Origin of the sequence: Actinomycetospora corticicola (assembly GCF_013409505.1) — a bacterium.
Taxonomy (GTDB): Bacteria; Actinomycetota; Actinomycetes; order Mycobacteriales; family Pseudonocardiaceae; genus Actinomycetospora; species Actinomycetospora corticicola.
This window is the reverse complement of the sequence record NZ_JACCBN010000001.1, coordinates 4233446-4253533: the sequence shown is the minus strand read 5'-3', so window position 1 is coordinate 4253533 and position 20088 is coordinate 4233446. Positions and strand designations below refer to the sequence as shown.

Genomic DNA, 20088 nt, shown 5'->3' with positions numbered 1-20088 from the left:
CGCCGTCATGCGCGCCCGGACCGCCCCTCTCATCGCCATGGGGCCACGCCTGCTGCTGCACGGGTTCACCGACGCCGATCCGGTCGCGATGGCCGCCCGCGCCCGCGAGGTCGAGGCGGCGGGCTGGGACGGCCTCCTGCTCGCCGACAGCCAGAACCTGACCCCCGAGGTGTTCGTCGCGCTGACGGTCGCGGCGGGGGCGACGACGACGCTCGAGCTCGGACCCGCGGTCACGAACCTCGTCACGCGGCACCCGGCCGTGCTCGCGTCGGCCGCCGCGACGCTGCAGCGGGTCGGCGACGGGCGGACGGTGCTGGGGGTGGGCCGGGGCGACTCGGCGTTGCTGCAGGTCGGGCTCGCGCCGCAGCCGCCCGCCGAGTTCGCCCGCGACCTCGCCCGGCTGCGCACCTACCTGCACGGCGGGACGGTCGACGAGCGCGGCTACCCGGCGCGCCTCGGCTGGCTCCCTCGTCCCGACGACGGGGCGGTGCCGATCCAGGTGTTCGCGAGCGGCCCGCGGATCACGCGGGTCGCCGCGGAGCTGGGGGACCGGGTCACCGTGGTGGTCGGGGCGCGCCCGGAACTGGTCGCGGCCCGCGTGGCGACGGCGCGGGAGGCGGGCGCACGGTCGGTCGGGGCGTACCTCGTCGTGGCGGTGGAGGACGACGCCTGCCGGGCCCGCAACCTCGTGCGTGGCAACGTCGCGATCTTCGCCCACTTCCAGCGGCACGCGGGCGACCTCGGCACCGCCGATCGGGCGGTCGTCGGTGAGGTGACCCGACGGTGGGAGGAGGCCACCCACGGCGTCGCCGCCTCGGCGCAGGCCGACGCGCTGACCGATTCCTACATCGACCACTTCGCCGTCGTCGGGTCGGCGGCCGAGGTCACCGACCGGCTGCGCGGGCTCGTCGCGCTCGGCCTGGACCACCTGGTGCTGATCGGTGCCTCCCGGGACGTGCCGCCCGAGGTCGCCCGCGAGCAGGAGCGCCGCATCCTGACGGCCGCGCGGGCTGCCGCCGATGGCGCGTGAGGGGAACCCTCGAGCGCATAGAGCGCTCGATTCCTCCCCTCGCGCGCGGAGCAGCGTCGACGCCGCCGTTCGCGAGGGGAACTCCCGAGCGCTCTTGTGGCACCAGGGTTCCCCTCGCGCGGGGAGGGGGTGCGGGTCAGTCGGAGGCGCCGAGCTTCTCGGCCCGGATCTCGTGGCCGGCGCTCGTGAGGCAGCGCCCGGTGGCGAGGTTGAACTTCCAGTTGTGGAGCGTGCAGGTGAGCACGTCGCCGTCGACGGCGCCGAACTTCGACAGGTCGGCCGACAGGTGCGGGCAGCGCGCCTGGACCTTCCAGCCGTCGAGCTCGATGTCGCGGCCGTCGTCGTTCGCGGCGTCGTACCAGTTCTCCACGTAGTCCATCCGCTCCTCGGACAGACACTTGAAGAACGTGTAGAGGTACTCGTTGTACTGGCCCACGCGGGTGGCGGCGAAGCGCACCGACAGGAACAGCGAGTTCGACCAGTCGACCTCGCCGGTGTCGATGTTGGTCTGCACCAGCGTGGCCGGGATGGTCCAGCGGTAGCGGGCCTGCTCGCCGTCCCAGGTGCGGATCTCCCGGCCGGCGAAGTCGAAGGCGAGCGGGAGCACGCCGTCGTCGTCGACGCCCGGCGCGCCCGCGGGCATGCCGGTGAGGTCCATCCGGACCACGCCGCCGATGCCGTCGCACATGTGGTCGGCCCGCTTCATCAGCGGCTCGATCCACTCCTTGAGCTGGCGCAGGATGTCGGGCTGCGGCGCCGACCAGGCCGCCTTCTGCGCCTCGATCACCGGGCGGGCGCGCTCGGCGAACTCCCGGAGGTAGCTCTCCTTGTCGACGAAGATGCGCTCGACCTCGGCGTCGGACATCGGGTGCGTCAGGTTCCGGACGGCGGGTCCGTCGATCTCCGCCGTCGTCCCCGGCAGCAGCAGGTGGCCGCCGTCGTGGCCGAGCTCCCGCATCCGGCCGAGGAACTCCCACTGGTCGGTGAAGATGGACTCGTTCTCGACGCCCTCGTAGCCCAGGCCGTTCCAGCGGAAGAGCTCGTCGTCGAGGAAGCAGGGCGGACCCGCCGTCGGGAAGATGTTCGGGGCGCCGACCTCGCGGATGTAGCGCATCGCGCGGTCCTCCTGCCCGATCCGCTTGCGGCGGGCGAACTCGCGCTTCGCGGCGGTGGGCAGGTCGTAGACCATCGGCCACCAGATGGCGCCGGAGAACTGCGTGAAGTGCGCGTCGTAGGCGCCGAACTCGAGCAGCTCGGGGATGTCGAGCGGGTGCGCGTCGTTCTGGTTGACGATGCGGGCGGTGCCGTCGTCGAGCGAGAGCGCGGAGTCGCCGATCGGGCCGTCGCCCGGGCCCTTGAGCGAGGTGACCATGACGCGCAGGCCGCCGTCGAGGTCGATCGGCTCACCCGAGCGGGTCCGCACGAAATGGCGGAAACCGAGATCGCGCAGCTCGTTCTCGAGCTCGTCGGTCGGGAAGTCCGGCAGCAGCACCCGGGCGTCCTTCGACACGTTCCGGCGCAGGTTCTCGGCGTCGAAGTGGTCGCGGTGCAGGTGGGAGACGTAGAGGTAGTCGCACTGCCCGAGCGCGGCCCAGTCGAGCCCGGTGTTGTCGGGGAACGGGACCCACGACGCGAAGAACGTCGGGTTGGTCCACGGGTCGCACAGCACGCTGCCGCCCGTGGTCTCGAAACGCATCCCGGCGTGTCCGGTTCCCGTGACCCGCACCAGCGGACCTCCTCGTGCTCGACTGCTGTGCCCGATTGTCCGCGTCGCCGCGTCACGGGGGCTTCCCGGGTGGGGTATCCCTGACGCGTGAGCCGACTCCCCGTCGACGGCGACCCGATCGCCGCGCTGCGCGCCGTCGCCTTCTACTACGAGCGTGAGCGGGCCGACACCTATCGGGTGAAGGCGTACCGGACGGCCGCCGACCGTCTGGCCGAACTGGGCCGCGACGAGGTCGAGTCGCGCGCCGCCGCCGGCACGCTGACCGACCTCAAGGGTGTGGGGAAGAAGACGGCGGCGGTGGTCGCGGAGGTCGTCGCGACGGGGACGTCGGCGGCCGTGGAGGAACTGGCCGCGAAGCACGCCGAACCCGTGGCCGGTGGGATCGAGCTGCGGGCGGCGCTGCGCGGGGACTGCCACACGCACTCCACGTGGTCCGACGGCGGGTCGGACATCCTCGAGATGGCCCGCACGGCCCGCGACCTCGGGCACGCCTGGATGGTGCTCACCGACCACTCGCAGAACCTGACCGTCGCGAACGGGCTCAGCCCCGCCCGTCGTCGGGAACAGTTCGCGGTGATCGAGGAGGTCAACGCGGAGCTGGCGCCGTTCCGGCTGCTGCGCGGCATCGAGGTCGACATCCTCGAGGACGGGTCGATCGACGCGCCGGACGACCTGCTCGCCGAACTCGACCTCGTCGTCGCCAGCGTGCACTCGAAACTGCGCTCGCCGAGCGAGGAGATGACCGCGCGGATGGTGTGCGGGGTGTCGAACCCGTACGTCGACGTGCTCGGGCACTGCACCGGCCGGCTGGTGACCGGCGGCCGCGGCACCCGGCCGCCGTCGACGTTCGACGCCGAGGCGGTGTTCGAGGCGTGCCTGGAGAACGGGGTCGCCGTGGAGATCAACTCACGGCCCGAACGCCTCGACCCGCCGCGCGATCTGCTCCGCCAGGCCCTCGAGGCGGGGTGCGAGTTCGTGATCGACACGGACGCCCACGCGCCGGGTCAGCTGGACTGGCAACCCTTCGGCTGCGAGCGGGCACAGGAGTGCGAGGTGCCCGTCTCGAAGATCGTGAACACGCGCGACGTCGACGACCTTCTCGCGTGGCGAACACGCCTCTGAGCAGGGGATTCGAAGTCGTTTGCGGATCAGCGGATCCAGGCTTAGCGTGGTGAGTACATGGGAGAGGAGGTGGTCCGACGTTGATGAACGACAGGACTCGTGAGGTGTCCGTCAGCTAGCCGACGTCAGGTCGTGGATTGACCGGCTCCACCCCTCCGGGGCGGACACGTCAGCTGGTGAATTCCCGACGGACACCGGACCCCCGGAGCGCTCGGAGTTGTCCATCCGAGCCCCTCGAACGCCGTTCGAGGGAAGCATGCTCCGGGGGTTTTCCCATGTGCGGCTCCGCCGCCCGTGAGCACTAACGGTCGCTGTCACGACCCTTACTGCTCACGAGTCCTCACATGGCGTGCCGCGCGTGCCCACCCGTCGTCGGGAAGGGGATGGCGTCGCCCTCGCGGCGACGACGGCGCCCGCCGGTACCCGCGATCGCCGGGGTGTCGCCGGTCATCGGGGCGTCGTGGGAGTACGGCGCCTCGGCCCGCCACCGGGTCCGCTCGGGGCGGGCGGTCGGCGGCACGACGGGGGCGTGCGGGCCCGTGCCGGGCAGGTTGCCCCGCCCGACCCACTCCGCCTCCTGCGCGATCCGGTAGGTCTGGCACGGCCACGAGGCCGTCCGACCCGCCGTGTCGCGGCAGCCGCCGCAGCGGCCGGCGGCGTCGGGGACGTGCTCGGCCTTGACCCGGCGCACCAGGTCGGGCATCTCGGACATCACCAGGGCCATCGACATGCGTGGCCTCCTCATCAGTTACGGGAGAATCTGGACCTCGTCGTTGACCTGCAGGAAGTCGAAGAACGCCTTCGAGTCGTCGTCGCCGAGGTGCACGCACCCGGCCGAGGCACGCTGCAGGCTGCCGCCGTGGAAGGCGTCACCGGGCGCGAAGAACACCGAGTACGGCATCGGCGCCTGGTTGTACTCGCGCGAGTGGTGGTACTGGTCCTTCCACATCACGTGGAAGACGCCGGTCGGGGTCTCGTTGCCCGGCCCCCCCGTCGTCACCGGGACCGGCCCGCGCAGCAGCGTGCCCTTGCCGTCACCGATCCAGGCCTTCTGCTGCGAGATGCTGACGCAGGCCTTGGCCGTGACCGCGCAGGGCGGTGCGCCGGCTGCGGGTGCGGCCATGGCGGGGACGGCGGCCGACAGCACCCCGATGCCGATGGCAGCGGCTGCGAGCGCCCCTCGGACGAGACGACGGCGCTCGAAGTGCTCCTGATGACGACCCAACTCGTGTCCTTCCCCGACGGTCGGTCTGGCGTTGCGCGGCGACGATACGTCTCGGTCATGTCACCGATCGCGTTCGGTCAGGTCACGGAGGGTGGCGGCGGGCCCTGGTGCATCCGAGCGGCTCCAGCCCGTCTGACCTGCGACGATGCTGCTGATTCGTGCCGTCGTGAGCCCGCTCTCCGCCGATGGGTGGGCGCTCGGTGGTGCTCCCGTGGAGGCGGTCCGGGCGACCTGCGTGCGGTGTCCGGATCCGCCTTCCCGACGTCGGGTCGGTGCCGGCGCCGAGCGGGAGCGCGAGTGCGCCGAAAGGGCGAGCGGTGCCGTAGTGGACTACGGCAGACAGCGCCCTGGGCTGTGTCCGACGCTGAGGTCTCCGGCGAGGAGGTCGTGATGAGGCGTGTCGAGATCGGTGTGGTCGTGTTGGCGGTGCTGGGGTTGGTCGACGCGGTGAGCCCGTGGCTTCTGCCGGCCCCGCCGGACGCGCCGCCGTTCGTGGACGCGGTGTCGCTGGTCCTCGGTGTGCTGACCCTGGTGCTGCTCGCCGTGTGGTGGGCGCGTCGGTCCCGTGCCGCGCTGTGGGCGGCGGTCGTGATCCGCGCCGTCTCGGCCCTGCTCGCGGTGCCGGCGTGGCTGAGCGGGGTCGGGGGTGGGTTGGCGCTCGTGCTGGCGGTGGCGTTCGTGGTGACGGTGATCGGGATCGTGCTGGTCGCCCCGGCGTTGGGTCGCTCCCGGGCGGGGCGTGCTCCCGCGAGTGCGTGAGTGGCCCCGTTGACGCATCCAGTGACACGGATCGGCCACCGACGAGCAGGCTCCACGGCGTTGGGCTGCGGCGGCACCGTGTCAAGCGGACTCGGTCCGCGCGGGATGGTCGGTGACTGAACATCGGGTGCCCGGTGCTGCGTGGTGGTCCCGCCGACAGCACTGAGCACCCGCTCGACCCGACCCGTGTCGGACCCTCGCCGTCCCGACTAGGCTCGCGACCAGCGGGCCTCTAGCTCAATGGGCAGAGCATCGGACTTTTAATCCGCTGGTTGTGGGTTCGAGTCCCACGGGGCCCACCCTCTGCCCAGGTCAGCGACGGTGCGGGCTCTCCGGCCTCGGTCGACATCCATGACTTACCCATGAGATTCGTCCTCCCTGTCGTGCCAGGCGTCGAGAGCGGACGCCGCGTCGGGGTTCGCGATGCGGCGGCCGAAGTAGAAGTTCTGGGTCATGGAGACCTGCGCGTGCCCGAGCTGGTCGGCGACCGCGCGGGGCGAATGGCCGGCGGCGTCGAGCACGGTGGCGCAGGTCTTGCGGAACACGTGGCTGGTCACCCAGGCGAAGCCCTCGGAGCCACGGGCGTCCCGGAGCGCGCGCCGGGTGTTGGACGGGTCGCGCCAACCGCCGAGGGTGTCGGGGAAGAGCGGACCCATGGCCTCGCCGTCGGGATTGCGCTCGCCGAGCATCTCGAGGGCGAAGCGGGGCAGGATCAGCCGACGCTCGCCGGCCTCCGTCTTCGTGGACTTCCGGACGAGGCCCACGCCGGTCAGGCGGATGAGGGTCCGGGACACGTCGACGGTGCCCGCCTCGAGGTCGACGTCCGGCCAGGCGACGGCCAGCGCCTCCCCGATGCGGACACCGGTGGCGAGCATGAACCGGCACAGGTCGGGCAGGTCCTTCTCCCGCGCGGCCTCGTCGGCGTCGAGCTGGGCGAGCCAGGCCCGGCACTCGGCGAGGGTGAGCGCCCGGGTCGGCTTGCGACGGCCCGCGTGGACGGGGCTGAGGTCGCGGACCGGATTGGAGCGGACGGCGCCGTGGCGCACGGCCAGGCCCAGGACGCCGGAGAGCACGGAGCGGGCGAGCTTCGCGACTGCCGGCCCCCGGCGGGCACGGACGGTCTGGACGAAGGAGTCGAGCACCGGGACGGTGGCCTCCCGGACGCGGAGTGACCCGACCCCGGGGACGACGACGGTCTCCATCTGCCGCCGGTAGAGCTCGGCCGTCCCGGGTGAGCGCTCCCCGGCCTCGACGGCCCGCTCGACCGAGGCGAACCACAGCGCGGCGACCTCCTCGAGGCGGGTCTCCCCGGAGATGCCGGTGCCGAGCCGGCCACGGTCGCGGAGCGCGAGCTTCAGGGCCTCGGTCGCCTGCGCCTTCGTCGATCCGCCACGCTCGACCTGCCGGGTCTTGCCGTCGAGGTCCCGGAAGAGTGCGAGCGCCCGGTACTTGCCCTTGGTTCCCTGGACCCGGATGCGGCCGTACGTGCCGACGGGCATCGGCGGACGTGGCATGGGTCAGCTCGCCGCCGGCCGGTCATCGAGGTCGGCGAACCAGGCGCGGACCTCGGCGGGGTCATAGCGCAGCCAGCGACCGACGCGGCGTCCGCGCGGCCCGTAGCCGGTACGGCGCCACTCGTAGACGGTGCGTACGGGCACGTCGAGGAACGCGGCGACGTCCTCCACGCCCCAACAGCGCTCGGGGCGGGTCGGAGTGCGCGGCGCGGGGACCTGGACCTGGCCGACAGGGCGGACGATCTCGTAGGCGGCCATAGCTCAGTCCTCCGGGCGCAGCTGGCCGAGGTGGCCGAGCTCGTTATGGGCGTGCGTGAGGTGGGCGGCGAGCTCGGCGGCGCGGTGCCGGGCATCGTCGAGGTGACCGCGGGCGAGGCGTAGCGCCTGGCCGGAGTCGGTGCCGCGGTCGTCGAAGTGTTCGGTGCCGTCGGCTCGGCGGAGCGAGCGCACGAGGAAGTCGAGGAGCTGCGGCAGCCGGTGGGCGAGGTCGTCGAGGTTGCCGACGACGTCGTAGGTCTCGGTGGGCGTGATGGCGCCCCGCACGGTGGCGTGGTTCGCGGCGCGGAGCTGGTCGGCGGTGGCTGCGACGGCAGCCGCGAGGCGGGTCACCGCGCATCCCCGGTGTTGGCGGCGCGGTCGGTGGCCTGGCCGATCTGCTCGGCGAAGGCTCCGGCGCCGGAGGTGACGGCGGGCCCGAGGGCGGGGAAGGCCGCGAACAGCAGGCAGACAGTGACGACGCCGGATACGACGGCGGGGCCGGCCTTGTGGCTCTTGGCGAGCAGGAGGGTCACGAGGAAGGCGATGAGGACGATCGCGACGAGGTTCATGCCGCTGCCTCCTCATCGACCACGCGAGCGGTGAGGCCGTGCCGGGCGATCCGGTCGCAGTACTCGCCGTAGCTGCCGAGGTACGGGACGCGGATGCGCTCGCAGTCGCGGCCGGGCGCGGAGAGGTAGGCGATGCCGGGAGCGGCCCCCGCGTGCTCCTGGCCGAGAGGTCGGGCCTCATCACCGTGCAGCATCACGAGCGAGTCGGCCGGGACCCGGAACGAGAGCCGCAGCGCGAACTGGTCGCGGGCGTAACCGCCACCCACGGCCGTGGCCTCGAAGCGCTGGGCGAGCGTGAGCACGCGGAAGGCGGCCTTGCGTCCCTCGGAGAGCAGCCGCAGCTGGGCGAGGACGATCCGCTCGACGAGGCTCTTGCCGCTCTTCGGCTTCGGGTGGGAGGCCGCCGCCCGCAGCAGCCCGGGGAACTCCTCGAGCACGACGAGCACCGTGGGCGTCGCCGATGTAGCGGTGACCTTGTCGCAGCGCTGCGGGATCGTGTCGAGGCGGCGGTCCATCTCGGCCACCAGCGCCTCGAGCATGAGCGCGTGCGCCTCGAGGTCGCGGGTCCCCACGGTCTGCCACTCGCGATGGAGGGTGTCGCCCCAGGCGCGCCCGAGCAGGAGCCCGGTGATGTCGGAGCCGGCAATGAGCACGTCGTCGGCGGCCGCGAGCTGAGCGAGCAGCGCATAGCAGAAGGCCGACTTGCCGGAGCCGTTCTGACCCTGGACCGCGATGTGGGCCGCGTCGGCGATGCCGTGGCCGAGCGAAGTGCCGTCCTCACCCCGTCCGAGCAGCAGCGACTCGCGCCCGCTCGCGACGACGACGTCGGGAAGAGGAAACGGGTCGCCGAGCGGATCGGCGTCGAGCAGGACCAGGCGCAGCCAGCGGGTGGAGAGTCGCTCGATGCGGAGGCCGTGGCCGCCGAGGGTGTGCGCGATCCGCTGGCCAGGCGCGCGGAAGTCCTCGGGCTCCTGGCCGGGCATCAGCTCGACGGTCAGCGAGACCGGCGGGCCGAGCACGACGTTGCCCACGCGCGGAGTCCGCACGGTCAGCCCGGCGGCGGCACTGATGTAGTGGCAGAGGCCGGTGAACTGGCAGGCTTCGCGGAAGACGCCTCGCAACTGCGAGGTGAACTCCTCGACCCACGCCTGGTACTCCAGCTCAGAGCGGCGGGCACGCAGCCAGGCCATGAAGCCGGACGGGCGTGCGGTGTGGTGGTGGCGTCGGGGGCGGACGAGCTCGGACATGGTCAGGCCCCCTTGCCGTGCAGGCGCTCGAGGCAGCCGGAGCAGAGCTGACCGTCGACCGCGGGCATCGGGAAGAGCAGCGAGCAGCCGGGACACATCGGCGCGGCGTCGATGTCGGGGTGCGGGACCCCAGCTCGACGGTCGCGGCGGATGATGCGGAGCTGGCCGGGGGTGTGGCCGGCCCAGATGCCGTGACGCTGGCCGGTGTCGACGGCGTAGGTCAGGCACTCGCGGCGCACGGGGCAGCGGTGGCAGACCTTGGCGGCGGCGACGAGCTGGGCGGCGGTCTCGATGGCGGTGAAGTCGTCGGAGGCGGGGAAGAACAGCTCTGGGTCGGCGTCGCGGCACGCGGCCCGGGCCTGCCAGGCGGTCACGCGGCCTCACCCTCGACAGCGCGGCGTCCCCGGGCGGGAGCAGTGGCTGGGCGGATGGACTCGGCCGAGAAGGCGACGTCGACGCCTTTGCCACCGTTGCGGGCCTGGCGGACCTTGGCGACCAGGCCGACGAGCTCGACCGGGGCGTACGGGGCCAGCTCCGGGGCCTCGTGGCTGATGACGCGGACGCCGTGCAGCTCGTGGCGGCCGTCGCGCCCGGTGGGGAGCATGACGTCGTAGACCCGGACCGGGGCGCCGGTGGCCTCGTCGATGAGCGGCTGTCCAGAGGAGCGGCGACCGGCGGGGGTGTCCTCCCAACGCTCCATGGTCTGGGCGTGGCCGGTGGCGACGGCCTGCATGAGTCCAGTGTCGATCGGTGCGTTGAACTCGAACATCGGTGGTTCTCTCCTGGCCTCGAATTCGCAGAGGCGTTCTCTGCGACGGGTTCAGGAGACGGCCGCAGACGTGTGCAGCGGCAGCTGTCAGCAGGTGACACGGGGATGACACGGAGCCTGTCACCCCTGGTGCGAGCAGGGCGGAGGGCTCACACTGAAGATCTGATGCGGGAGGGGGCTTCAAGCATGAACAACTTGGCCGAGGTCCGCCGACTCCTCCATTGGTCGCAGCCCCGCGCAATTCGCGAGCTGCGTCGTCACGCCGAAGCTCGTGGCATTCGCCTCCCCGGCGACGCGTCGCTGAAGCGCAACTTCCCGCGCTGGGAGAGCGGGCTCGTCGAGCCGGGCGAGATGTACCAGGACCTCTTCTGCGCTACGTACCGCCGGACGGCGGCAGAGCTTGGGTTTGCCCCGGCCCGCACAGTGGTGACGGCGCAGGCCGAGCACCTCATGGCCGGCCTCGACCTCTCGCGGACTGCCGGTGCCGCGGCCGGCGGTGAATACGCGGCACGTCTCGAAGCTGTCCGGGCTCTTGATCGGCAGCTCGGTGCGCCGGCCGCGCTCGAGGAGCTGCGCGCGCTGTCGGCGACGGTCGAGCGGCTGCTCAAGCACGCCGTCTTGCCCAAGGCTCGTCGACCTATGGCAGCCGTGTTGGCCGACGCGGCGGCGCTGGCCGGATGGCAGGCGCTCGACACCGGGGATTTGGACCAGGCGTGGACGCTGCACCTCACCGCGCAGCAGGCAGCGCGCGAGGCGGACGACCTGCCCGCGCTGGTGCATGCGATGGCGCAGCAGGCATACGTGCTGCTCGACGTCGGACGAGCTGGGGACGCACTGGAGCTGGCGCATGTCGCGCAGGACCAGGCCGCCAGCGACGTGCCGCCGGTACTCGATGCCTGGCTCTCGGCTGTGGTCGGCGAGATGGCGGCGGCCGCCGGGGACCAGCTCGGCGCCCGTCGGGCTCTCGACCAGGCGGCAGCGGTCGTCCCCAGCGACAGCGCGAACGCGGACCCCTTGCCGTACATCTCGCTTGACGCCTCCCACCTAGCCCGGTGGCGGGGCAACGTCTTCGCGCGACTTGGAGACCACGACGCCACGGAGGACCTCATGGTGGCGCTGAAGGGGATGGACGCGAGCTTCACCAGGGCGAGCGCAAGCCTTCGCTGCGACTTGGCGACATCAATGCTTGCTCAACATGAGCACACTGAGGCCCGGAAACACGCGACGGCTGGTCGAACACTCGCGCGCCGAGCTGGTTCGGTCCGCCAGCGACGACGTCTCGAAGCCCTCCAGCTGTCTGCTTAGTTGCCCTGACGCTCCATCAGCAGAGTAAGCAGGCCTACCAGCGGTCCTGAGCCAGCGATCTCGCCCCGCTTCACCATGTCAGGGACGTTCGCGAGCGGTACCCACTCAATGACGGCAGCCTCCTCGGTGTCTGAGGGCTCTCCGACCTTCTCTGCCCCCACAGCCGTCCAGACCTCGTGTGGAGTGTCGACCATGCCAGGCATCGGCTGGAAGGAGACGAGATGGCGCAAACTTCCAATCGGGCGCCAACCAGTCTCTTCCTCAAATTCACGTGCTGCGGTGACCGCCGGCTCTTCACCGACTTCCGCGATGCCGCCGGGGAGTTCCCAGCCCCACTCATCGACCGCGAAGCGGTGCCGCCACATCAACATGACTTCGTCAGACTCGTTGATCACTGCGGCTGTTACAACTCGAGCCAAGCGGACCACGTGGTGCTCGAATCGACCGCCACCAGGAGGCTCGATGTCGACAAGCGTCAGGCGTACCCATTTGTCGGTGTACACAGCGCGTTCCCCGTGTATGCGGGTGCTCAACGCCTCCAGGCGTCCCCTGTCGGTCACAGGGAGCACCGTAGTCCCAGTGCCATGCAGCGCGACCCGTCGTGGTCTCCGAGCACCCGTAACGCCGGCGACCTTGTGATCGACTCAGCCCCTTGAGACTGTGAGCTTAGCCATGAGCGGCTGTGGGCGGTTCTGGACACGGCCGCGGAGTCAGGAGGTACGTGGGCGTGCCCGACAGCATCTTCGCGGCTACCGCCGCAACACTCGGCTACCTCTACCAGCTCAGATATGGTCTCTTGATTGCCTTGCGCAAACAAGCCACCGGCATAAATTGGGCAATTGCAATTGAAGGCGCGGACGACCTAGAAGTATTCGGTCCTCGGTCGTATGAGTTGAGGCAACTCAAGCACAGGGCCGCTGGGACGACCTTGACCAATGCGGATTCGGACCTGTGGAAAACCATACGCGTTTGGTGTGAGTCTATCGCGTCGGGGAAAACTGACCCGAACACCACGTCCTTCCTGTTGATTACCACAGCCAACGTCGCCACGGACTCCATAGCGGAGGCGTTGACGAGCAAAGAGGATCGGGATTCAGGCGGAGTCATCGAGCGACTGCTGGAAGTAGCTTCTAGCTCAACCAACAAAGACAATCGTCTCGCCTACGAGGCGTTCAAGAATCTTCCCGAGGATAAGCGAAGGGCCCTCGTAGACAATATTGTGTGCGTTCCTAACAGCCCTGACATCGCCGCCGCTAGGGACGAGGTGGAGGCGAAGTTCAGGGTGAATCTGCAGGAAGAGCTGTTGGATGCATACGTTGAGAGGGTTGAGGGCTGGTGGTACGAGCGCGCGGTGAAGTGCTTGTCAGGAGAGATAGCCGCAATTGAGGGACCTGAATTTGATGCCTTCCTTTCCGATCTACGAGATCAATTCAAACCTACCAACTTACCTATCGACGAAGACCTCCTTGAGATGGACGACCCCGAGATTGATGCTCATTCAAACAAGATCTACGTAAGACAAGCCCTCTTGGTGCGAATTGGTAGTTATCGATTGCAGAAGGCAATTCATGATTACCTAAGGGCATACGCCCAACGCTCAAGGTGGCTGCGCGACGGGTTTGTCGTCGCAGGTGAACTCAAGAAGTACGAACGACGCCTGCAAGAAGAATGGGCTCTTATATTCCATCGATGGTGCGACGAGATGGGGCAAGATGCTGCTGACGAGAAGCGGCTGAAGATTGCTCAGGAGGTCTACGCGTGGGCCCAAGAAGCAAGCATTGACCCTATCCGTCGGGACTGCACCGAACCTTTCGTCATACGCGGCTCACTGCACATGCTGGCCGACAATCAGCGCATCGGTTGGCACCCTGATTACGCAAGACTCCTGCGTGAGGTACTCGAACCAAGCGGTGCTGCCGGAGCGGCCACATGACTGCACCTGTAGATGAGAGCAATCTATTCAATCCTGCCTTCATGGCGCTACTCTGCCATCGGGTTTGTGCCGGACACTTTTCAGAGTCAGGGTTAGGGGTCGATCTTCCTTTGCTGCACTTAGCAGTCGGAATCAGCCTGAACCCGAAGTGTAGAGGCTTATTGACGCGAAGGATTACAACCAACCTCGGGACCTGGGTCTTCAACAATCCGGACGTCGCTGCGCTCGTGCCAAAGAAGGTTCCTCCTCTGGTTCCTTATATCCGCAATGGTCTAATCTTTTCCCTGCAAAACAACGTCATCTCGCTCTCGTCGGGACGTTTTCTCCGGGAGCGCGAGGGCCGACACAGGCCGTCCGAGGGTCAAGTAATGAAGTTCGGGAAATTCAGACAGCAGCGTTCTTTCTCGGGCGGTGGTTCTCAGTCGCAGGTCCATCAGGAACTGTATTGGCCATCTTTGGAGTTCAGCCATGATTCAGATTCGGGCTCTGCACCTGTTCAACTTTGAGAATGCCGTACGAACTGTCCGCTTTCGTCTGGGACGAGTTAACGTTATTACCGGTGCTTCGCAACGCGGCAAGAGTGCGATCTTGGATATTATCGACTTCTGCACGGGTAGTCGCTCTTACAATGTCGCGGAGGGACGTATACGGGACACTGTTGCCGTCTATGCACTTGAACTTCAAACACCGGAAGGAATTGTCATCGCCGCCCGGCCTGCGCCAGACGAAGGCAGAAGTAGCAACACGGTGATGTATCTAGGGTTCTCGGACGGGATCAACCCGCCAAGTCCGCAGCTTCTTCGGCCAAATTATGAGCTGGCTGGAGCGCGGGAGTTTCTTTCTCGGCTGGCTGGCATCAGGGATAACGAGACCGACCCAGCTGGCGGGGCACGGGAGTCCTTCACGGCGAACATCCGCCACGCCATGTTCTACACAATGCAGAGCCAGAGTGAAGTTGCGAATCGCGATATTCTTTTCCACTCGCAAGGGGAGGAACGCATACCGCAGGCCATCCGGGATACGATGCCTTACTTTCTCGGCGCCACTGACCCAGATTACGTACGAAAGAGAAACGCGCTGAGAGACGCGCAGCGCGAGCTTCGCGGGCTCGATCGTCAGCGCAACGAGTCGGCGAGTATAGGTGCCTCGCCGCGCGCCGCGTCGCTTCTGGCCGAGGCCGCTCGCTCCGGTCTTATCCCGTCACGACAATTAGAAGACGAGCGCGGAACCCTCGAGATTCTTGCAGACGCTGCGAGGGCTGACGTTGGTGACGTCGACGATGCCGTTGGAGATGGACTATCAGAGGCCATCAGCGGACTCAGAGACGAACGCGAAGCCTTAAGGCAGGAGGCTGCGTCACTTCGCTCCCAGAATGAGAACCTACGTCAACTGCTCGCTGCTCACGGTAGCTTCGGTACCGAGGCGGCTGAGCAGGGCGCTAGGTTAGAGAGCTTGGGCTTACTACGCCTTGAGCGTGAGACGCCAGTTGCAGAGATTACTTCGTGCCCTGTTTGCGCTTCGACGCTCGACGAGGCGATAGATGGTATCGGCGACCTGCAGGACTCTCTGCGCTCGATCCAGCGCGATATCCAGCAGGTGGGACAAAGCGTTCCGCGCATCCAGCAGCTCATATCCGCAAATGAGTCGGAGCTCTCGGACCTCAATGGTCAACTGAGAGCGAACACGCTAGCGCTTGAACAACAAACTGCGGCGCAGGCAGATATCGAAGAGCTTTCCTCGCGCGCACTCCAGCGAGCGGCGGTGCGAGGTCGTATCAATCTATATCTGGAATCTGTGAGTCGAGATCTTGAAGACGTAGCAATTGCAGCGCGTATCCGGGAACTCCAAGAGTCGATCGATTTACTCGAAGAAGCGTTAAGAAGTGACGAGACGGAGGTCAGACTAGAAAGTGCGCTAAATCGGGTGTCGAGGACTTTGAGTTCCGTCGCTCAGGAACTTAACCTTGAGCACAGCGAGTTTCCAGCTCGCCTCGATCGTCGACGACTTACAGTCGTAGTTGATATGAGGCAAGGGCCTCGGACACTCGCGCAGATAGGTAGCGCTGCAAACTGGCTCGGATATCATATAGCGGTCTTGATCTCGCTCCACGACTTCTTCTTGACGGAGAACAGGCCAGTTCCGCGTTTCCTCGTCATGGATCAGCCCTCACAGGTCTACTTCCCGCAGGGAGCTCAAACGAATGAAGTGTCGCTTGCGGATGAAGACTCAGCGGCCCTCGCACGCTTCTTTCGCCGCATCTTCGATTTTGTAGAATCGGCAAGCGAGGGGTTCCAGGTGATTCTTCTTGAACACGCAGATCTCGCGGACGATTGGTACCAAGATGCCATCGTCGAACGGTGGCGTGGACCTGGCAACGCGTTGATTCCTCAAGACTGGTGAGCGAGAGCTCCCGCGCACCGTAGATGTTGCTGGATTGACACTAGGAATATCGAGTGGAGGGTGGATGTCTGGTCTTCGGCTACTCTATCGTCAACTGAACGGCACTCGAGATTAATGAGAGTTGGTCAAGGGCTGCAGTATTGCTGACAACAGCTTTCGGTCGTTTAGCCACGCGCGTACGTCGTCTAGCTTGCCACGTTCAAGTATTTCGAGGAGCTCGGTTTCCTTCTTAATTGATACCACGAAGGTCCAAGTCGCTCCTGGAAGTACGATCACTTCCTCGGCCTCCTGGTCGTTGATGGCGATCTCTTCGTCGGTGGCTTCGCGGCCGAGGCCGGCGAGGGCCCGTAGGTCACGGGCGCCGGTGGACCAGGTGAGTTGGCGGCGACCGTCGGAGGCGGTCTCCCACTCCCACCAACGGTGCATCGCGGTCTCCTCGTAGGTCTCGACGGCGTCGGCGAGCAGCTGCATCGGCGTGCGGCCGCCGTGCCGGCGGGCTTCCTTGCGGTGCCCCGAGGTGACCTCGTGGGCCATCTTGGTGAAGTAGTCGGCCAGGTCCCCGTCCCCGAGCTGCGCCCGCCGCAGGTCCCACCCGTGCTCCTCGGACGCGGAGAACCCGCGACGTTGTAAGGCCCGGTTCCAGCGACCGAAGATGCGTGGCCCGAGCGAGGCGGCGGCGAGGTCGGCGGAGACCTGCTCGCGGAAGCACAGCAGGACGTGGACGTGGACGTGCCACCCGTTCGCCCCGTGGGTGACCTCCACCGCTCGAGCCCAGCCGAGTAGCCCCCCGAAGAGCTGCATGTCGGCCTGCCAGGACGACCCCGAGGTGACTGCCGACCAGGCGTAGCCGAGGACGTCCCAGCAGCCGGCCTTCTCGTCCAGGAACGCCGCGTGCGTGTCCTTCGCGGCCTGGACCTGGTCGGCGGTGACGTTGTCCCAGCCGTTGGCGTGGGCGAGCTTGAGGTCGCGGTGCTCTTCGGTGAGCCGCTCGGCGGTGCGGCGCTCGCCGCGGGACATCCCGAGCCGGTCGGCCTTCGTGTGCCGCATCGTCAGGGTGAGGAGGAACGCCGACCCGCCTAGCTCGTCGACGGCGCGCATGACGGTTGCGAGGTCATCGGCCCGGCGGGTGGCGATCTTCGCGGCGCACACCGGACACGACCACACCGACCCGCACGTCTTGAGCCCGGCGTAGGCGGCGGTGCGGGTCCCGTCCGGGTTGGTGATCACCCCGAGGGTGACCCCGGAGTCCGGGTTCATGGCGTGCCCGCAGTACCGGACCCTCTTGAGGCTGCTGATCCGGCGCACCTGCGCACGACGCGCCCACCGGTTCGCGCGACGCTCCTGCGCGCCCGATACCTGCTCCGGGGTGCGCGGCTGGCACGACTCCCGCCGACGCCGTGTGCCCTTCGCAGGTGCGGGTCGAAGAGTTGTTGCCCCTTTACCGAGAGCGGGCCGGGTCATCGGGTGCCGCCAGCCGTGTACGGGGCCAGCGCTGACGCGCCGGGGGTGCCCGGCCCCTGCGGGCCGGGCACGCCACCCCTCCTGTCTTCGACCCGGGGCGCGCGCCCAGCCCGGGGGCCCGGCACCCAGGCAGCGACAGCACCAGGCAGCGCCACGACGGCGAGCACCAGGACCACGAGCCCAGCTCGAGGCGCGGGGACAGCACTCGGCTGGCCGTGACGCGAGGCGGGGCGGCTCAGGGCCGCGCGGCCAAGAACCCCGAGGAACCGGCTGCGCCGGTCTGCCGTGTCGGCGGCGGCCGAGTTTGCACGGCCGTCCCTCACCAGCAAGGGCCGCGAACCATCTTGACCGGCAACCACAGCGGGACAGCTCAACGACGTCGAGGGCCGCTCAAGATCGTTCGCTTCCTCCCTTGCTGGCGAGCCTCCGACGGCCGAACGGGCCGCAGGCGCGGTGGAGCCGGGGACGGCCCCACCCACAGCGCCCGCCGCCGACACGGCGAACCACCGGAGGCCCCCATGACCAACCTCGCCGCCCTCCTCGACACCTGGCAGCAGTGGAACGCCCACCACGTCATGACCCGCGCCCTCGGTGGCGAGGCAGGCCAGTCGGCGGTCAGCGCACTGGAGGCCCTCCGACACAGCCGCGAGCTCGTCGAGCTGCTCACTGGCTGGCAGTGGCAGGCCGTCCACGCCGCGCGGCGCGATGGGGCCAGCTGGGAGCAGGTCGCTGCGACCACGTCTGCCACCGTCGAGCAGGCCCGCGCCGAGTACGCCGCTGTGCTCGACCGCCAGGAGCAGGCCCTCGGTCGCGACGTGAGCGCCTACCGCGAGGTGCTCTGACCAGCGACTGGGCGACCAAGTTCGCGCCATGACGTACCCATGAGAAACGGCCCGGCAGCCACCGTCACGAGTACGGAGCCACCGGGCCGCGCCAGGGGTGTTGTCGCAGGTCAGCCGAGCCGCGTCGTCATCAGTCGGTGAGGCTCGCCAACAAGGGACGACAATCCGCTGGTTGTGGGTTCGAGTCCCACGGGGCCCACCCCACCGTCGCTGCACGAACGGTCCGACGAGGTCGTCCGCCGTGGGTCGCCCCTTTCCGTCGTCCTCCGGGCCGGGCAGAGTTCTCCACACCCCCGACGATGGAGGACCCGTGCCGATCGAGCGCCAGACCGTCTCCGTGCCCCACCTCGGCGGGTCCACCGTCGCGTACGCCTTCGCCCGCGCGTACGACCCGGGCAAGCCGACGCTCGTGCTCGTGAACTCCTTCAGCACCTCGGTCGAGCTCTACCGGGCCCAGTTCGCCGACGACGCCGTGAACGACGCGGCGAACCTGCTCGCGATCGAGCTCTACGGCCACGGCGACACCCGGGCGACGTGGCGGCAGTTCACCTACTGGGACAGCGCGGTCGCGAACCTGCAGGTCCTCGATGCACTCGGCATCGCGCGGGCGTTCGTCCTCGGCACGTCGCAGGGCGGCTGGGTGGCCGCGCGCATGGCGATGCTCGCGCCCGACGTCGTGCAGGGCATCCTCCCGCTCGGCACGTCGATGGACGACGAGAGCGAGCGGAGCCGGGAGCTCGGCTGCTGGGACGGCGTCGCGTTCTGCACCCCGGCGATCGACGACCTCGCAGCCCCCGTCGGCGACGACTGGGTGGTGCCGACCGAGTTCGTCGACGCCGTGCTCGGCGCCGGCTTCGGGGCCGACACGAGCGACGACGAGCGCGCCTTCTGGCACGCCGAGCACCAGCGCAACTACACCGGCGACGACGGGCGGCACCGGCTCCGCACGGCGTCGATCAACCTCCGCGACCGCGACGGTCTGCACGCCCGGCTCGACGACGTCCGCTGTCCTGTGCGCTGGCTCCAGGGCACGGCCGACCAGGTCTACTCCGTGGCCAACGCCGAGGAGGAGATCCGGCTCTTCGTCAACGTCCCGGAGGCCGAGCTGCAGGTCGTCGAGGGCGGGCAGCACTTCCTCAGCTCCACGCACCCGAAGGACGTGAACGCTGCGGCGGTCGAGTTCATCGGTCGGTGGGCGTGACCGCCCGGTACGTCACGCGAGACCCGACACCCGCAGGGTCAGGTTGATCCGCTCGCCGGGCGCGACCCCGATGTCGGGCACGTCCCGGTCGGGGAGGAGCTTCGTGACCCCGTGGTACGCCAGCCGGTGCTCATCACCGAAGACGACCAGGTCCCCGGAGCAGAGCTCGACGTCGTGCCACGGGCCCCGGCGGTGGTGCGGGCTCCCGATCCGGAACACGCACGCCGCGCCGAGGCTCAACGACACCACGGGGTCGGGCGCCCGCTCCTCGCGGTCCTGGTGCATCCCGAGGCGGGCGTCGCCGCGATAGGAGTTCACCAGCGCGACGTCGGGTCGGTAGTCGACCTCGGGGACGTCGTAGGCGTCCGCCACCGCCCGCGCGCCCAGGTCCGCCAACCACGACGGGAACGGCTGCACCGGCGAACCGTCCTGGTCGTCGCGGGTGCGGCTGTAGCGGTAGGGGATCCAGTGCCACCCGAGGCACACCGACGACACGCTCATCCGCGCGCCGCCCGGCAGTACCGCCTGGCGGGCGCCGGGTCCCTCGGCCGCCCACTCCTGCGCGGCCGCGACGAGCCGGCGCTGCGCGTCCGGGTCGAGCCAGTCGGGCACGTGCACCACGCCGGGTGCGATCGTCCGCCGCTCGCGCGGGATCAGCTCGAACACGTGACCACTCCACCAGGTCGGGACCCCGACCGGTGAACACCGGACGACGAGGGCGCGCTGC

At 68.7% G+C, this 20088-nt stretch carries 22 protein-coding genes, 1 tRNA gene and 1 pseudogene; 11 read left to right on the top strand and 13 right to left on the bottom strand.

Features of this window, described 5'->3' with window-relative positions; all coding sequences use genetic code 11:
- The first annotated feature begins 7 nt into the window (after window positions 1-7).
- Entirely contained in the window at window positions 8-1030 is a 1023-nt protein-coding gene (locus BJ983_RS20770; RefSeq protein WP_179795554.1) for an LLM class flavin-dependent oxidoreductase, read from the top strand.
- 136 nt (window positions 1031-1166) lie between these two features.
- Here BJ983_RS20770 and BJ983_RS20765 read toward each other — a convergent pair whose 3' ends face one another.
- Window positions 1167-2756: a Rieske 2Fe-2S domain-containing protein gene (locus BJ983_RS20765; RefSeq protein ID WP_179795553.1), complete on the bottom strand. Its 1590-nt coding sequence runs from the start codon at window positions 2754-2756 to the stop codon at window positions 1167-1169.
- An 87-nt stretch (window positions 2757-2843) separates the two neighbouring features.
- Here BJ983_RS20765 and BJ983_RS20760 point away from each other — a divergent pair, with 87 nt between their 5' ends.
- The gene (locus BJ983_RS20760; RefSeq protein WP_179795552.1) at window positions 2844-3878 is read left to right on the top strand and encodes a PHP domain-containing protein; all 1035 of its coding nucleotides are present in this window, start codon (window positions 2844-2846) and stop codon (window positions 3876-3878) included.
- 340 nt (window positions 3879-4218) lie between these two features.
- On the opposite strand, the gene BJ983_RS20755 is transcribed toward BJ983_RS20760, so the two are convergent.
- Window positions 4219-4608 (bottom strand): hypothetical protein, encoded by a 390-nt coding sequence (locus BJ983_RS20755; RefSeq protein ID WP_179795551.1) that lies wholly within the window; start codon window positions 4606-4608, stop codon window positions 4219-4221.
- A gap of 18 nt (window positions 4609-4626) precedes the next feature.
- On the bottom strand, window positions 4627-5103 hold the full coding sequence (locus tag BJ983_RS20750; RefSeq protein WP_179795550.1) for a L,D-transpeptidase: 477 nt from the start codon (window positions 5101-5103) through the stop codon (window positions 4627-4629).
- A 390-nt stretch (window positions 5104-5493) separates the two neighbouring features.
- On the opposite strand from BJ983_RS20750, the gene BJ983_RS20745 reads away from it, so the two are divergent.
- Window positions 5494-5862, top strand: coding sequence for a hypothetical protein (locus BJ983_RS20745; RefSeq protein ID WP_179795549.1), 369 nt, complete (start codon window positions 5494-5496; stop codon window positions 5860-5862).
- Between the two features lie 226 nt (window positions 5863-6088).
- Window positions 6089-6161, top strand: a tRNA-Lys gene (locus tag BJ983_RS20740).
- A gap of 57 nt (window positions 6162-6218) precedes the next feature.
- Here the strand turns inward: BJ983_RS20740 and BJ983_RS20735 are convergent.
- Genes BJ983_RS20735 through BJ983_RS20705 form a run of 7 tightly spaced genes read right to left on the bottom strand, consistent with a single transcriptional unit; the run spans window position 6219 to window position 10219 of the window.
- Window positions 6219-7376 carry a tyrosine-type recombinase/integrase gene (locus BJ983_RS20735; RefSeq protein ID WP_179795548.1) on the bottom strand — a complete coding sequence of 386 codons (1158 nt, stop codon included), beginning with the start codon at window positions 7374-7376 and terminating at the stop codon, window positions 6219-6221.
- Between the two features lie 3 nt (window positions 7377-7379).
- The gene (locus tag BJ983_RS20730; RefSeq protein ID WP_179795547.1) at window positions 7380-7634 is read right to left on the bottom strand and encodes a helix-turn-helix domain-containing protein; all 255 of its coding nucleotides are present in this window, start codon (window positions 7632-7634) and stop codon (window positions 7380-7382) included.
- A gap of 3 nt (window positions 7635-7637) precedes the next feature.
- Window positions 7638-7985, bottom strand: a complete 348-nt coding sequence (locus tag BJ983_RS20725) for a hypothetical protein (RefSeq protein WP_179795546.1) — start codon at window positions 7983-7985, stop codon at window positions 7638-7640.
- The gene (locus tag BJ983_RS20720) at window positions 7982-8203 is read right to left on the bottom strand and encodes a hypothetical protein (protein ID WP_179795545.1); all 222 of its coding nucleotides are present in this window, start codon (window positions 8201-8203) and stop codon (window positions 7982-7984) included. The genes BJ983_RS20725 and BJ983_RS20720 overlap by 4 nt, the downstream gene beginning before the upstream one ends.
- The gene (locus tag BJ983_RS20715) at window positions 8200-9450 is read right to left on the bottom strand and encodes an FtsK/SpoIIIE domain-containing protein (RefSeq protein ID WP_179795544.1); all 1251 of its coding nucleotides are present in this window, start codon (window positions 9448-9450) and stop codon (window positions 8200-8202) included. Before BJ983_RS20715 ends, BJ983_RS20720 begins: the two co-directional genes overlap by 4 nt.
- 2 nt (window positions 9451-9452) lie before the next feature.
- Complete coding sequence (locus BJ983_RS32455) at window positions 9453-9824, bottom strand: WhiB family transcriptional regulator (protein WP_179795543.1); 372 nt, start codon at window positions 9822-9824, stop codon at window positions 9453-9455.
- A complete protein-coding gene (locus BJ983_RS20705) occupies window positions 9821-10219 on the bottom strand; it encodes a hypothetical protein (protein ID WP_179795542.1) in 399 nt (132 codons plus the stop codon). The genes BJ983_RS32455 and BJ983_RS20705 overlap by 4 nt, the downstream gene beginning before the upstream one ends.
- 186 nt (window positions 10220-10405) lie before the next feature.
- Here BJ983_RS20705 and BJ983_RS20700 point away from each other — a divergent pair, with 186 nt between their 5' ends.
- Complete coding sequence (locus tag BJ983_RS20700; protein WP_179795541.1) at window positions 10406-11524, top strand: NsdA family TPR-like regulatory protein; 1119 nt, start codon at window positions 10406-10408, stop codon at window positions 11522-11524.
- Here BJ983_RS20700 and BJ983_RS20695 read toward each other — a convergent pair.
- On the bottom strand, window positions 11521-12084 hold the full coding sequence (locus BJ983_RS20695) for an NUDIX hydrolase (RefSeq protein WP_343054275.1): 564 nt from the start codon (window positions 12082-12084) through the stop codon (window positions 11521-11523). The genes BJ983_RS20700 and BJ983_RS20695 overlap by 4 nt on opposite strands.
- 167 nt (window positions 12085-12251) lie before the next feature.
- Between BJ983_RS20695 and BJ983_RS20690 the strand changes: the two genes are divergently transcribed.
- From BJ983_RS20690 to BJ983_RS20685, 4 genes and pseudogenes are all read left to right on the top strand, one after another.
- A complete protein-coding gene (locus BJ983_RS20690) occupies window positions 12252-13457 on the top strand; it encodes an ABC-three component system protein (RefSeq protein WP_179795540.1) in 1206 nt (401 codons plus the stop codon).
- Window positions 13454-13774, top strand: a pseudogene (locus tag BJ983_RS32735) (three component ABC system middle component); the annotation flags it as partial. The gene BJ983_RS20690 and the pseudogene BJ983_RS32735, both read left to right, overlap by 4 nt.
- A 65-nt stretch (window positions 13775-13839) precedes the next feature.
- Complete coding sequence (locus BJ983_RS32730; protein WP_425484815.1) at window positions 13840-13929, top strand: hypothetical protein; 90 nt, start codon at window positions 13840-13842, stop codon at window positions 13927-13929.
- Complete coding sequence (locus BJ983_RS20685) at window positions 13926-15857, top strand: DUF3732 domain-containing protein (protein ID WP_179795539.1); 1932 nt, start codon at window positions 13926-13928, stop codon at window positions 15855-15857. The genes BJ983_RS32730 and BJ983_RS20685 overlap by 4 nt, the downstream gene beginning before the upstream one ends.
- Before the next feature lie 111 nt (window positions 15858-15968).
- Here BJ983_RS20685 and BJ983_RS20680 read toward each other — a convergent pair whose 3' ends face one another.
- Complete coding sequence (locus tag BJ983_RS20680) at window positions 15969-17114, bottom strand: rep family protein (protein WP_179795538.1); 1146 nt, start codon at window positions 17112-17114, stop codon at window positions 15969-15971.
- Window positions 17115-17836: 722 nt separating this feature from the next.
- Here BJ983_RS20680 and BJ983_RS20675 point away from each other — a divergent pair.
- A complete protein-coding gene (locus tag BJ983_RS20675) occupies window positions 17837-18160 on the top strand; it encodes a hypothetical protein (protein WP_179795537.1) in 324 nt (107 codons plus the stop codon).
- A 310-nt stretch (window positions 18161-18470) separates the two neighbouring features.
- The gene (locus BJ983_RS20670) at window positions 18471-19361 is read left to right on the top strand and encodes an alpha/beta fold hydrolase (protein WP_343054274.1); all 891 of its coding nucleotides are present in this window, start codon (window positions 18471-18473) and stop codon (window positions 19359-19361) included.
- Window positions 19362-19373: 12 nt separating this feature from the next.
- On the opposite strand, the gene BJ983_RS20665 is transcribed toward BJ983_RS20670, so the two are convergent.
- On the bottom strand, window positions 19374-20027 hold the full coding sequence (locus tag BJ983_RS20665; RefSeq protein WP_179795536.1) for an alpha-ketoglutarate-dependent dioxygenase AlkB: 654 nt from the start codon (window positions 20025-20027) through the stop codon (window positions 19374-19376).
- Window positions 20028-20088 lie beyond the last annotated feature (61 nt).